The following is a 12,679-nucleotide window of genomic DNA, read 5'->3' on the forward strand; positions in this document are numbered from 1 at the left end:
AAGAGAGTATTATGGAACTTGCACCTGTTCGTCACGATTGGACCCACGCTGAAGTTAAAGCATTATTTGAAATGCCATTTAACGATTTACTTTTTAAAGCCGCATCGGTTCACCGTGCTAACTTCAACCCAAATGAAGTGCAAATTTCTACGTTGTTATCAATTAAAACAGGCGCTTGCCCAGAAGATTGTAAGTATTGCCCGCAATCGGGCCATTACCGAACCGATTTAGAACGCGAACGCTTAATAGAAGTAGAAAAAGTAGTAGAGCAAGCACGCCTTGCAAAACAAAAAGGCGCGACCCGTTTTTGTATGGGGGCTGCATGGTCAGATCCAAAAGACAGAGACATGCCATACATTTCGCAAATGGTTAAAGAAGTAAAAGAGCTAGGGTTAGAAACCTGCATGACGCTGGGTAAACTCACTAACGAAAAAGCTCATGAGCTTCGCGACGCTGGGCTTGATTACTATAATCACAACCTTGACACGTCACCTGAGTATTACGAGCAAATTATATCAACCCGTACTTTTCAAGATAGATTAAATACCATTGACCACGTACGCGATGCTGGTATGAAAGTATGCTCGGGCGGAATAGTCGGTATGGGCGAGCAAGCAAGCGACCGTTATGGGTTACTGATGCAGCTAGCTAATTTGCCACAACAGCCAGAAAGCGTGCCTATTAATATGCTCGTTAAAGTTAAAGGCACACCGCTTGAAAACGCAGACGATTTAGATCACTTTGAATTTGTACGTACCATTGCAACAGCGCGCATTATGATGCCACACAGTTATGTGCGTTTATCGGCAGGGCGCAACGCCATGAACGAGCAAATGCAGTCAATGTGTTTCTTTGCAGGCGCTAACTCAATATTTTATGGCGACAAACTTCTTACCACCGAAAACCCAGACGCTGATGCCGATATGAACCTAATTAAAAAATTAGGTATGAACCCAGAAAAGCGTCACGACTATTCAGACGAAGCAGTAGAAGCCTCGCTTTCATCGCAAGTAGCCGACAAAGCAACCTCTGAATTGTTTTACGAAGCGTAGGCTTTTATATCTATGCCTTTTGATTTTATAAACACGCATCTGCAGGCTCGCCAGCAAGATGCGTTACTTCGTAAACGCCACGTAGTGCAACATGCAACAGCGCGCACCATAACGGTTAATAATAAAACCTACCTTAACTTTGCCAGTAACGACTACTTAGGCTTTGGAGATGAGGCTGTTAACCTTAATGACTCCCAAGCATTAGGGAGTCACAGCTCAGCATTGGTTACCGGTTATCAGGCGCAGCAAAAAGCGCTTGAACACTATATGTGTGAGCAACTTGGTTATGGTGCAGGCATGCTATTTAACTCAGGATTTAGCGCTAATAGCAGCGTAATTAAAGCGTTGTTTCAAGATAAAGCGGCTGCGCAAAACAGCGCTATTTTTCAAGATAAGTTAAATCATGCAAGCTTGATTGACGGTGCTTTGCATTGTAACGCGGCTTTAGTGCGTTTTAATCACAACGACATGAACCATTTACGTTCACAGCTCGAAAAATCAAAAGCGCAAAACAAGCTTATTATAAGCGAAGGCGTATTTTCGATGGATGGCGATAGCGCGCCTCTTAAAGAATTACTCGCACTTGCAAAACAGCACAACGCATGGCTAATGATTGACGACGCACACGGCTTTGGTGCATTAGGTAAAACCGGTTTGGGCAGTTGCGAAGCGTTTATTACTCAAACGCTGCCAGATATATTAGTCATTACCTTTGGTAAAGCAGTGGCTAGTAGCGGCGCGTGTGTATTAGGCAGTAAACAGTTTATTGATTATATGCTGCAATTTAATCGCGATTACACCTATTCAACCGCTATGTCGCCGCTTATGGCAAGTCACACACTTGCGCGTATTAAAAGCATAAAAACAGCTGATGATAAACGCGATAAGCTAAATGCCAATATTGCGTTATTTAAGCAACTCGCTAAAACCCATAAGATTGCTGTAATGCAATCAAACACAGCCATACAACCCATTGTATTAGGCTGCGCTGAGCAAACGTTGCAAGCGGCAGATAAACTTAAACAACAGGGTATTTGGCTCACTGCAATTAGACCGCCGACGGTTGCACATAACACCTCACGTTTACGCATTACTTTAACCGCCGAACATACCGAGCAAGACATAACGCACTTAGTTAAGCATTTAGTAGGTGCAATAGCATGACTGCTCAGCCAGTATTAAAAACAGACCTAGTGCAAACACAACTAGTAAAACCGTGCCTAGTAAGTAGCGATTTAAATGACGAGTTAAATAGAGAATCAAGTCGAGAGCTAAACAAGGAGCTTAAAAAGTCTACACAAAGTAAGTTCTCAAAGGCGGCGGCGAGTTATAACACCCATGCAAATGTACAAAAACATGCTGCGAGCGATCTATTTTCGCTAATAAAACCAGGCATTAATAAAAATAAGCATTGTGTTGATTTAGGCGCAGGCCCGCTTGTTAATACACAACGCTTACAAAGTATGTTTGCAAACGTTATTGCAATGGATTTGAGTTTAAACATGCTGCAAAGTAGTGATTTAACCACACCCAAAATATGCGCCGATATGGATAACTTACCGCTACAAGCAAACAGTGTTGATGTTATTTACAGTAACTTTGCAGTGCAGTGGTCTGCTAATTTTTCGGCTTTAATGCAATCACTTTACAACATATTAAAACCAGGCGGGCAGGCGTACATAAGCACTGTGGTAGAGGGCTCACTTAACGAAATAAAAACAGCCTTTGCAGCGCTTGATTCTAACAGCCACATAAATACCTTTAATGGTGAAATGTATATAAACCAATCAGTCCAAAGTGTAGGGTTTACTATTAACAGCGCTCAAAAACGTATTTATACCGATGAATACATAACACCTTTAAAAGCTATTGCTTCTATTAAAGCTATTGGTGCAACAACGCAAAATCATACTAATACGCGCCAAGGGCTACTTACCAAATCGGCGCTACAAAAAGTATGCAGTGCGTATCCGCTTATAAATAATAAAGCATGTGTGTCTTATCATGTGGTGCTGTTATCATTAGAAAAAAGCCATTACAAAAAAGCGATTAATTGCTAAGTAAAAACTTAAACCAAACTTAAACCAAAGTTAAATTCAGATCATAAGGCAAAGTAATGAAAGAATTTTTTATAACAGGTACCGACACCGATGCCGGAAAAACCCACGTTACCAGTTTGCTATTAAAGTTACTTGCCCAACACAAAAAACAAGCCATTGGTTTTAAACCCCTTGCTGCTGGCTGCGAAATGGCGTTCGATCAACTAGTAAACGCCGATGCTCTCATACTAATGGAAAGTGCAACAGTGAGCGCTAAATACAACGTAGTTAATCCGTTTGCGTTTGCACCACCTATTGCGCCGCACATAGCCGCTGAGCAAGTGGGAGTTAGTATTACTGTAGATAAACTAAGTGATGCTTATAAAGATGTAAAACAGCAGGGCGCTAATTACATACTTACCGAAGGCGCTGGAGGCTGGGCATTACCAATTAATAAAAACGATTATTTATACGACTGGGTTAAAGCAGAAAAGATGCCGGTAATACTCGTTGTAGGCATGAAGCTAGGTTGCTTAAATCATGCGTTACTAACCGCTGCGCATATGCAAAGTATGGGTATAAACTGCGTTGGTTGGATTGCAAACCAAGTTGATAAAAATATGGACGAATACCAAGCAAACCTCGATACACTTAAAGCACGTTTACCGTTTCCAATACTTGCCATAAGCCCCTACAGCGAACAAACTCCTAAGTTACAAATATACAAAAGTTTGCTTAGTGCGTTATCTATAAACACTTAAGCGGTTTTAAAAAAGTTACTTTTTTAGGTAAATCTTGAAATAGTCAGCCTTAGTACACATATAAACCTATATAAATACAAAGCTTGCTCAAAAACAATGTTACTAAGTTACTAAGGACATAACGACTATATGACGCACCCATTTATTGAAAGCTACGCCCCAGATGCGCACGTAAGCGCTGAGCCAAAAGCACTAAACAATGGCTTACCTAAAAAGCGCGTAGGCATAATAGGTGGGGGTACAGCAGGCGCCACAATAGCTATTAGGCTTGCTGCATTAGGGTTAGAAACTTACGTACTTGAAAAGAAAAAGTCGTTAATTGATGGCCCTCCAATGTGCCATTTGCACGCAGGTGGCAATTTATATCGTGAAATATCCGACGAAGACTGCATAGATTTACTCAAGCAATGTATAGATATTGCTCGCCTTTATCCTCACACCATCGATGTTCGCCCTACAGTATTTGCCGTACCTAAGCGCGATGACGACTCACCCGAGGACTTATTTCCGCGTTTAAATAAATTAGTAAAAGCCTACAGCGAGCTTATTGAAAAAGACAGCGCTAATAAAGTATTAGGCGAGCCAGAGCATTATTATCAGTTATATAGTCGCGCACAAATGCTAAAGCTTGCTAAGCAAAAACAAGTAGCCAAGCCAACGTCGTTAGATGAGTGGATGATACCCGTCGCTAAGCATTTAGATTTAGATAAGCTAAAGTTCCCACTCATTGTTGCTCAAGAATATGGTTGGAATATATTTCGTTTATCGGCCAGTGCTCAACTCGCGCTTGCCGAGTATAAACATGCACACGTTTTAACCAGCACCAGCGTTAAAAATGTATCGCCAGTTATAAATACCAATAAAGATAAGCAAACACATAAGTGGCGCATTGAATATCAATCAGAGCCAAATCTTAACACGCAAACTGATTCACAAGCTGATACACAAACCATTGAGGTAGATTACCTAATTAACGCGTGTGGTTTTCAAACCGGTATTATTGATGACTTGGTTGGCGTCGATGTTAAACGTATGGTTGAATTTAAAGCCTCTTACATCACTCATTGGCAAGATGCTGGTGGGCAAATACCCGAAATAATTATTTATGGAAACCGTGGTACGCCAGAGGGCATGGCGCAGCTAACGCCTTACCCTAACGGGTATTTTCAAATACATGGCATGACTAACAACATTACATTGTTTAATGATGGGTTAGCTGATGCAACGCCAATGAGCGCACAACCTAAAATTCCCAATAAATATCTGCATTATATAAAAGATGGCTGGGACAAATCAGCGTTGCAAACACGCACCCAAACAGCAATTGATTATGTAGCCGAGTTTGTACCCGCGTTTAAAAGTGCTAGCACACAAAATAATGCCTTGTTTGGCGGGCAACAAATCCCAGGGGATGACGACACTTTGCGCGTAGCCGATGTAAGTTTATATTCTCATATTAGTTATGCACGGGCTGAAAATGTAAAAGCATCGTCAACGTTAATAGCTGCAGATCAAATAGTGGCTGAGTTTATAAAATTGGGAATATTAAGCAGCGATCCTACTATAAATCATCATCGCAGTACCCATCAATGGTCATATCTTAAACATAATAGCCGCGAAAATATTGGCGAAGTAGCTCGTGTATTGGCAGGTGAACGTGGATTTCCAATTGAAATGGCCGGCGTAAATAACAGCCTGCATGAAGCTATTTAGCCCACACGCTTTATGCTTAAATAATGGTAAAAAATCCACATAAAAAATTATTAATAAACATAAAAATAATACTTGTGTTATGACATAGTTTGTCACAGAATAGCGTTAACAAAATGACATAGTGTGTCATTTTGTCGTGATTGCTTTAGCCGATTTAATACAAAATATTTTAATCGTTCAGTGATCAATACTATTTTGTGAGGACAATATGAAACGTGTATTTTTGTTTTTATTAACCAACCTAGCAGTTATGTTGGTATTAGGTGTAGTGCTTTCAATAATAATGAGCGCGCTGGGCTTAAGCCATCGTAGCCTTGGCGGAATTTTACTTATAGCCACCGTATTTGGTTTTGGTGGATCGTTTATTTCGTTATTTATGTCGAAATGGATCGCTAAAAAATCAACAGGCGCGCATGTAATTACGCAGCCTCGAAACGAAACCGAACATTGGCTTGTACAAACGGTATCTGCGCAAGCACAAAAAGCTGGTATTAAAATGCCAGAAGTGGCTATTTACGACAGCCCAGAAATGAACGCTTTTGCAACGGGCCCAAGTAAAAACAACTCATTAGTGGCAGTAAGCACAGGCTTAATGCACAACATGACCAAAGATCAAGCCGAAGCCGTACTTGCCCATGAAGTATCGCATATTGCTAACGGCGACATGGTAACGCTTACGCTAATACAAGGCGTGGTAAACACCTTTGTAATATTTGCCGCAAAAGTATTGGCTGGCATAGTAGATAACTTTATTAATAGCGATGAAGAAGAGGGCGGCAGTAGCTGGACATACTTCTTATTCGATATGTTATTCCAAGTATTATTTGGTGTACTAGCAAGCATAGTGGTTGCTAGTTACAGCCGTAAACGTGAATTTGCAGCCGACAGCGGCGCAGCAAAACTAGTTGGTGCTGATAAAATGCGATCAGCCCTTGAGCGATTAAAGCAAAACCATCCTTCGCAATTAGAAGGCTCAATGATGGCCTTTGGTATTGCAAGTGGCAAAGGCATGGCTGAGCTGTTTTCATCGCACCCACCGCTTGATGCGCGAATAGATGCACTACGTAAGTAACTATGTAAGTTAGTAAATATTCTAAGCCAGCTTAACTGCTGGCTTTTTTATTTTTATGTTAAAATGCTAAAACCGCACGTACTGTGTTTATATACAGTTATTTGTGTTGCTTTATAAAATAGTTACTTTTTTAAGTTATATGTGTTTACGGGGTTACTAGGTACGAGTAAAGTAAAATACTTTAAAGCCAGCAATACTTAACAAGGATGCTTATTGTAATGGAAAAGGTGCAACACACTAAAGAATGTATTATGTGCTTTAGCGCTATAGATTCACGGGCTAAAAAATGCCCACAATGCACCTCACTTCAAGCCAAATACTCTAACTTAGAAAACAACCCCATTATTATTGGTGCATTAGCACTTAGTATTGTTGGTATTTTTGGGTTTATTTTTTATCAAAATATTTATGTAGCAGGGCTTGAAGATCAAGCACAAAAAAACTTAATCGCTAATGTTAGCCAAATTCATACTAAAAATGAAAACGATGCATTGTATGTTGCATGCATAGGGCAGGTAAAAAACGAGTCAAACTTTTCGTTTAAAAATATAAAGTTTAAGGTCGATTTTTTAACAGATCAAAACACGCTAGTCGATACGCTATCAATAACCGACGAAGACCTACTTATACTTCCTAATGACTCAACAAACTTTAGAGTAAGAGGTATTGCGCAAAAAAAAGCGGCCAGTTATAACAATTGCCAAGTAACAATAACCGATGCCTGGGCTTATAAATAAGCTATAAATCACTTACAAATTAATTATTAGCAGTTAGCTAAACCACTCGCTTTTTTGTTTGTAATATTAGTTATTAACTTAAAAGCCACTAAATCCAAAATTTATATAAGCCATTTTCCTAGAGCGATTAAGAATATGGATGATTTATTACTTAAGCAATCGTTTATACACTCCTTGTAACTTGCAAGTGAGGGATCGAAAATGAGCTTGATTGATGAAAGTACAAAGGATTTTGGAAGCATGAGCGTGTTGCTTCACAGCTTAGGGACTGATTGCTACCGCATTGAGTGGAATAGCAGAATGACCGGAGCCTCAATAAGCTTAATTCGTGTTAAAAAAAACGAATATATAGTTGTGCGCAAATGGGCAACCGCCCGCAATATAGATGACGTATCAGCAGAGTTTGATCGGGCTAACCAAGCACTAATTCATTTTTTAAATAATGTTGATGTAATTAAAAGTAAAAACGAAAGCATTGTTGCCGCTAAAGAGCATTGCATAAACTTATTTACCTCAGCTGAGGGCTTAAAACCAATTAGCCATCCGAGCCTACCTACGCCACGCTTACAAGAAGCCATAGGCAAAGAAGTCATTGTAAAATCAAGTTTAGGCAACTATCTAATATCAAAAGGCATGCTATTACAGCTATTAGGTAATCAAGCCGAGATCCAAGTTAATTCCGACCACCTTGACGAAGGCCAATTAAGGCAAAAGTTTTATACCAAACAAGTTCATGTTTGCTAATTAATTGCGCCATCAAAACTCAAAGGCAGCTTTACTTTAATGGTAAAGCCATTTTGTTTAAACACCTTAAAAGTCCCGCCTAACGCCGTAGTGCGCTCCTCTATAAACGCCAAACCGTAGTGACCTGAGTTATCTGTTGGTGTTACTAAAGTCCCGTTATCGCTAATTGTTAACTCAATAAATTCGTCGCTGTTTATTATATTTATAACCAGTTTGCTGGCATTGCTGTGCTTCGTACAATTGGTTACTGCTTCTTGGCAAATTCGGTAAATAGCTATTTCGTGATCTTTTGAAAGGCTATTATCTAACTTAAATTGTGGCTGATACTTAATATTTGCCTTGTGCAGTAAGCTTTTTAGTCGCCCTTGTGTTATTGCCTTTTCTAAACCGAGTTCATCTAACTCACGCGGGCGAAGATAATGCATTAATTGATAAACAGAGTCATACATCGAATTAGCATTGTTTTTTAATGTAGTCACAAACGATTGGGTATCTTCGTTACTAAGGTGCGACAAAATAGCTAAATCTGTTTTTAATGCTGTTAGGTTTTGCCCTAATTCGTCATGCAACTCTTGCGAAAGGTGCTTTCGCTCGTTTTCTTGCACCGACACCATTTTGGCAGCCAGCGCCGTGTTTTGAGTTAGCTGCTCTTTAAGCTCTTTATTGGTTTGCTTTAACTCGTTGTTTTTACGTTTAAGCTCTGTAATTGCAGCGCCTAAAACCATACTGGTAATTGCGTTTGCTAAAATAAATAACTGGCTAATGTAGGTATTGCTAGGCTCGTGTGTAATGCTTGCTTCAATTATTATTAATGCGTTAATTAGCGCTGCACTGCTTACAGCCCCTAACGAGCCATACTTATACGAAAACCAAATAATAGGTAATAACGATGCAAGCCTTAATAGCGGGTAGGTGTCTGGGCGAACCGCATAGACAAAAAATACAATTAATATAAAACACACTAAAGTGGCTACTAGGCCAAATAACTTAGTCAGCCTGATTTTGCTAAAGCTGTATTTAGAATCGTAAATTAACATAATAAAAGGGGCAATTAACAGCGAGCCAGTAATATCGCCCAAGCACATGTTTAACTGATATTGCAGTAGCTCTTTTGCAACCAATACATTTGTAAATTCAAATGCACTGGCAAACAAAAACCACTTTATAGATGTACTCGCAACACAAAGCAGTATTAACGAAAGTATACCTAGGCTGTCATTAATGCTTGGCGGCCAACGGCTATTTTTAAACACATAAACAAGCGCTATAAAGCAAAGTTCCTGCCAAAAGCCATGAAATAAATCAAACTCCCAAACCCCACTGTATGTTAAACCAAGCTGCGCAGCTAAAGCGCGCGATACAACCCATAAGGTGAGCCAATAGCGTGTTGGAGTAAGTAAGTAAAACGCAATTTTTACGCCTGCGGGAATAAATATCGCGCTGCTCTCGGGTACGGTTTCAAGGTTTTGGCTAACCCAAAAAGCGGCGAGTGAAGCAATAAAGTAAATTAGCCCCACCAATAACTGTTTAGCTACCTCTTTGTATGCGGTAGTAAAACTAACATTAGATAAAGAAGAAACGTTAGGTAAGTTCATCTAACTGTATTACTCCTGCATCAATTGCAATTTTTAGCAGTTCAAACGAGGTAGTAACATTAAGTTTGCTGTATATGTTTGCTTTGTGTACATGTGCTGTTTTAGGCATTATTTCGAGTATTTGCGCCACTTGTTTAGCGTTTAACCCCTTAGAAAATAACGGAAGGGCTTCGAGCTCTCTGTTAGTAAGTACAGTTAATGCTAAATTTTCGCTACTCATCGAAAAATTTACGTCTTCACTAATGTACCTTTTACCTAAAGCGACCGCTTTAACTGCATCTATTAGCTCATCAGAGGCAGAACGCTTAGACACATAACCCAAAGCGCCTAATCGCAAAGCATTGCTTACATAAGGTTCGTGGTCGTGCATGGAGGCCACAATACTTTTAATATGCGGGAAAGACTCTTCAAGGTACGATAAAAAAGAAAGGCCGGTTTCAGTCCCGTTAAGTGATATATCAACAATAAATATATCAGGTTGTTCAAGTTCTACAGCCAGCTTGGCTTCTGTTACGCTGCAGGCTTCAATAATTACTTTCCAATCTGGTTGTAACTCTAAAAGCTTTTTAAAGCTGTCTCTTACTAATTGATGATCTTCTATGATGCCAATGAGCATTTAAATCTCCTTTTATGCTTAAAATACAGCGGGCGGGTAACTAATTACCTAAAACGTTTTAAATGGGTTACCTCACTTAAAAGCAAGGTAACAAAACCAGTGGTTCTAAATTGGTAATTAGTTGCTGGTGGAGATTTTAACGATACCTGTTTACGTATTTTGCTTATCACTAGTTAGCACAAGTTCTCATTATGCTTAGCCAATTAGGAATGTTCGAGTTACCTATTTCTCCCATTCCATACGCATTAACTGTAGTTTTATCATTTGTTACTTTCAAAACTTCAATAAATAAGTAGTAATAGTTATCATAACTCACGGTTATTTCAGCAACTCCCAAGTCCGAATATATATTGGTATAAGTAGCATTTGAAAAGTTAACCTTTTGTTTTTCTGCTTTTTCATCCCAACATTTAACAAGAGCCTGATAATTAGCGTTAAAAGTTAAATTATCTTCTTTTATATCAGGAGAATAGCGAAGGGCATCCTTATTATCTCTTGGGAGGGTCACCATCGAACTACAACCTCCTAAGAAGGTTGCGAATACAATTACTACTTTTAACATTTTTACTTTCCTTATAGTTTATCCATGCAATTTTAGCCCAGCATTGAAAGCGCAGGCTAAAATTAGTTATCAAAAACTATAGCAGCTCATTGTTATTGCGAAAGAATAATCTCAGTAATACCTTCGGCAGATAGTATTTCAATCCAGTAGCCGTCAGGGTCTTTAATAAATGCTAAGCCTTTCATTGAGCCATCATCTGGTTTTTTTACAAACTCTACATCGTACTTTGCAAAGCGCTCACAGGCTTCGTAAACATCCGGTACACTAATACCAATATGCCCAAATCCCTTAGGTTCTTGGTTACCACTGTGGTATCCCTCAAAGCTGTCGTCGTTTTCAGTGCCCCAGTTATGGGTTAACTCAATTAGCGCAGGGCGACGAAACACCCATTCTGCTTTAGTTTTATCATCACCTTGTGGCAATTCTTGCTCGTAGCCTAAAAAGTAAAGCGTAAACTTCATACCAGGAAAATCATACTTACCTAACAGCTTCATACCTAATACATTTTGGTAAAATTCAAGCGACGGCTTTGGATCTTTAATACGTAACATAGTTTGTTGCATAACAAAGCCTTGAGTGGCCTGTTCAACTTGTTCTGGAGATTCGTTATAGTTAGACATGGTGATCCTTACTGAAAATTATAAAAAGGGTGTAAGTATTACGTGTTCCATCATAATCAACCGCCACTTAAATTAAAACCATTCTAGGTAATTCAACGCGTTATAATTGCCTTTAAATTACTAGCACAGTATTTGCAAAGCGTATAATTAAAACTAATGGGCTGTTAAACATCTCTTGTGCATATTATTAACACAAACTAGGACGTTTTTTGAAAACACTTTTACCTTTACTAAGTCTAATATTACAGGCTTTTTTATTACTCGCACTCACGAGTTTTTTTAGTGGGTTTTATAATGCGTATACAGTATTTGCTGGTGGCGATCCTAAGTTAATGGCGGGGCATATTTCATCAGCCATTGTTGTATCACTTATACAAATTATTCCTGCTTTAATTGGGCTTTTTATAAATACGTACGTGCTAAATAGTAGGTTAAATAAAAACATAAACATAAACAGCTCAGCCATGTTTATAAATATTTCAAAATTTTATGCCTACCTGTGGATTTTATTTATTCCACTTGGTACGTTTTTAGGTATTAAGCAATTAATTAGATTAAAAAATGTAAGTAAATAACGAGCACTTACAAAAAAGGAGCCATTATGTTTTACGATGATATTCAGGGGTTATTACGTGTACTTACAATAGGCGTACTGGGTTATATTGCACTGGTGTTCTGGCTGCGTGTATCGGGTAAACGTACGCTTTCAAAGTGGAACGTGTTCGACTTTATAGTCACCATTGCGCTGGGCTCTATATTGGCGTCTGTTATTATTTCAAAAAGTGTTCCGTTAGCTGAGGGCATACTTGCATTTGTAATATTAATAGGGCTGCAATATGTGATTACGTGGTTTAGTGTGCGCTCGTCAAAATTTGCTGCGCTTATAAAAGCAGAGCCCACGCTTTTACTGAGTGATGGTGAATACTGCACTGCTGCACTTAAATCGCAGCGGGTAACAAAATCAGAAATTCGCGCCGCTATTCGTGGTGCAGGCATACTAGCCATAGAAGATGTAGCCGCAGTAGTGTTAGAAACCGATGGCAGTTTTAGCGTACTTAAGCAAAATAACAGCGGGTTAAAAACCGCGTTAAGTGATGTAAGCGGGCATTAAATTAATACGCTAATAGTTACATTAACTAAGGCAGGTATATTACCTGCCTTATTTAGT

General features: G+C 39.1%; 14 protein-coding genes. 10 read left to right on the forward strand and 4 right to left on the reverse strand.

Translation table 11 applies throughout. The features are described 5' to 3' along the window. Window positions 1-11 precede the first annotated feature (11 nt). The 8 genes from bioB (at window position 12) to QL995_RS13655 (ending at window position 8,118) form a co-directional block, all read left to right on the forward strand. Entirely contained in the window at window positions 12-1,052 is a 1,041-nt protein-coding gene (bioB, locus tag QL995_RS13620) for a biotin synthase BioB (RefSeq protein WP_010552743.1), read from the forward strand. 12 nt (window positions 1,053-1,064) lie between these two features. Further along, window positions 1,065-2,216 carry an 8-amino-7-oxononanoate synthase gene (locus tag QL995_RS13625; protein ID WP_290294385.1) on the forward strand — a complete coding sequence of 384 codons (1,152 nt, stop codon included), beginning with the start codon at window positions 1,065-1,067 and terminating at the stop codon, window positions 2,214-2,216. Continuing rightward, entirely contained in the window at window positions 2,213-3,112 is a 900-nt protein-coding gene (locus tag QL995_RS13630; protein WP_290294386.1) for a methyltransferase domain-containing protein, read from the forward strand. The genes QL995_RS13625 and QL995_RS13630 overlap by 4 nt, the downstream gene beginning before the upstream one ends. A gap of 56 nt (window positions 3,113-3,168) precedes the next feature. Further along, entirely contained in the window at window positions 3,169-3,852 is a 684-nt protein-coding gene (gene bioD, locus QL995_RS13635; protein WP_290294387.1) for a dethiobiotin synthase, read from the forward strand. A 129-nt stretch (window positions 3,853-3,981) separates the two neighbouring features. After that, window positions 3,982-5,565, forward strand: coding sequence for an FAD-dependent oxidoreductase (locus QL995_RS13640; protein ID WP_290294388.1), 1,584 nt, complete (start codon window positions 3,982-3,984; stop codon window positions 5,563-5,565). Between the two features lie 208 nt (window positions 5,566-5,773). Further along, complete coding sequence (htpX, locus tag QL995_RS13645) at window positions 5,774-6,637, forward strand: protease HtpX (RefSeq protein WP_007586783.1); 864 nt, start codon at window positions 5,774-5,776, stop codon at window positions 6,635-6,637. 218 nt (window positions 6,638-6,855) lie between these two features. Further along, on the forward strand, window positions 6,856-7,374 hold the full coding sequence (locus tag QL995_RS13650; protein WP_290294389.1) for a hypothetical protein: 519 nt from the start codon (window positions 6,856-6,858) through the stop codon (window positions 7,372-7,374). Window positions 7,375-7,575: 201 nt separating this feature from the next. Then, complete coding sequence (locus QL995_RS13655; protein WP_039487923.1) at window positions 7,576-8,118, forward strand: hypothetical protein; 543 nt, start codon at window positions 7,576-7,578, stop codon at window positions 8,116-8,118. On the opposite strand, the gene QL995_RS13660 is transcribed toward QL995_RS13655, so the two are convergent. The 4 genes from QL995_RS13660 to gloA all read right to left on the reverse strand — a co-directional run bounded on the left by QL995_RS13660 (window position 8,115) and on the right by gloA (window position 11,511). Beyond that, window positions 8,115-9,713 (reverse strand): MASE1 domain-containing protein, encoded by a 1,599-nt coding sequence (locus tag QL995_RS13660; RefSeq protein WP_290294390.1) that lies wholly within the window; start codon window positions 9,711-9,713, stop codon window positions 8,115-8,117. The genes QL995_RS13655 and QL995_RS13660 overlap by 4 nt on opposite strands. Further along, entirely contained in the window at window positions 9,700-10,329 is a 630-nt protein-coding gene (locus tag QL995_RS13665; protein WP_007586773.1) for a response regulator transcription factor, read from the reverse strand. The genes QL995_RS13660 and QL995_RS13665 overlap by 14 nt, the downstream gene beginning before the upstream one ends. A gap of 169 nt (window positions 10,330-10,498) precedes the next feature. After that, window positions 10,499-10,891 (reverse strand): hypothetical protein, encoded by a 393-nt coding sequence (locus tag QL995_RS13670; RefSeq protein ID WP_290294391.1) that lies wholly within the window; start codon window positions 10,889-10,891, stop codon window positions 10,499-10,501. Between the two features lie 92 nt (window positions 10,892-10,983). Further along, entirely contained in the window at window positions 10,984-11,511 is a 528-nt protein-coding gene (gene gloA / locus QL995_RS13675) for a lactoylglutathione lyase (protein ID WP_002961250.1), read from the reverse strand. Window positions 11,512-11,720: 209 nt separating this feature from the next. On the opposite strand from gloA, the gene QL995_RS13680 reads away from it, so the two are divergent. Together QL995_RS13680 and QL995_RS13685 are read left to right on the forward strand one after the other, a co-directional pair. Then, entirely contained in the window at window positions 11,721-12,086 is a 366-nt protein-coding gene (locus QL995_RS13680; protein WP_290294392.1) for a hypothetical protein, read from the forward strand. Window positions 12,087-12,112: 26 nt separating this feature from the next. Beyond that, the gene (locus QL995_RS13685) at window positions 12,113-12,622 is read left to right on the forward strand and encodes a YetF domain-containing protein (protein ID WP_290294394.1); all 510 of its coding nucleotides are present in this window, start codon (window positions 12,113-12,115) and stop codon (window positions 12,620-12,622) included. Window positions 12,623-12,679 lie beyond the last annotated feature (57 nt).

The organism is Pseudoalteromonas sp. APC 3358 (genome assembly GCF_030408075.1).
Classification (GTDB): Bacteria; Pseudomonadota; Gammaproteobacteria; order Enterobacterales; family Alteromonadaceae; genus Pseudoalteromonas; species Pseudoalteromonas arctica.

Bases quoted from the DNA above. Each gene is read 5' to 3' on its own strand.
- QL995_RS13660 (WP_290294390.1), bottom strand. From the start codon at position 9,713: ATGAACTTACCTAACGTTTCTTCTTTATCTAATGTTAGTTTTACTACC.
- bioB (WP_010552743.1), top strand. From the start codon at position 12: ATGGAACTTGCACCTGTTCGTCACGATTGGACCCACGCTGAAGTTAAA.
- gloA (WP_002961250.1), bottom strand. From the start codon at position 11,511: ATGTCTAACTATAACGAATCTCCAGAACAAGTTGAACAGGCCACTCAA.
- bioD (WP_290294387.1), top strand. From the start codon at position 3,169: ATGAAAGAATTTTTTATAACAGGTACCGACACCGATGCCGGAAAAACC.
- QL995_RS13640 (WP_290294388.1), top strand. From the start codon at position 3,982: ATGACGCACCCATTTATTGAAAGCTACGCCCCAGATGCGCACGTAAGC.
- QL995_RS13630 (WP_290294386.1), top strand. From the start codon at position 2,213: ATGACTGCTCAGCCAGTATTAAAAACAGACCTAGTGCAAACACAACTA.
- QL995_RS13650 (WP_290294389.1), top strand. From the start codon at position 6,856: ATGGAAAAGGTGCAACACACTAAAGAATGTATTATGTGCTTTAGCGCT.
- htpX (WP_007586783.1), top strand. From the start codon at position 5,774: ATGAAACGTGTATTTTTGTTTTTATTAACCAACCTAGCAGTTATGTTG.
- QL995_RS13665 (WP_007586773.1), bottom strand. From the start codon at position 10,329: ATGCTCATTGGCATCATAGAAGATCATCAATTAGTAAGAGACAGCTTT.
- QL995_RS13655 (WP_039487923.1), top strand. From the start codon at position 7,576: ATGAGCTTGATTGATGAAAGTACAAAGGATTTTGGAAGCATGAGCGTG.
- QL995_RS13670 (WP_290294391.1), bottom strand. From the start codon at position 10,891: ATGTTAAAAGTAGTAATTGTATTCGCAACCTTCTTAGGAGGTTGTAGT.
- QL995_RS13625 (WP_290294385.1), top strand. From the start codon at position 1,065: ATGCCTTTTGATTTTATAAACACGCATCTGCAGGCTCGCCAGCAAGAT.
- QL995_RS13685 (WP_290294394.1), top strand. From the start codon at position 12,113: ATGTTTTACGATGATATTCAGGGGTTATTACGTGTACTTACAATAGGC.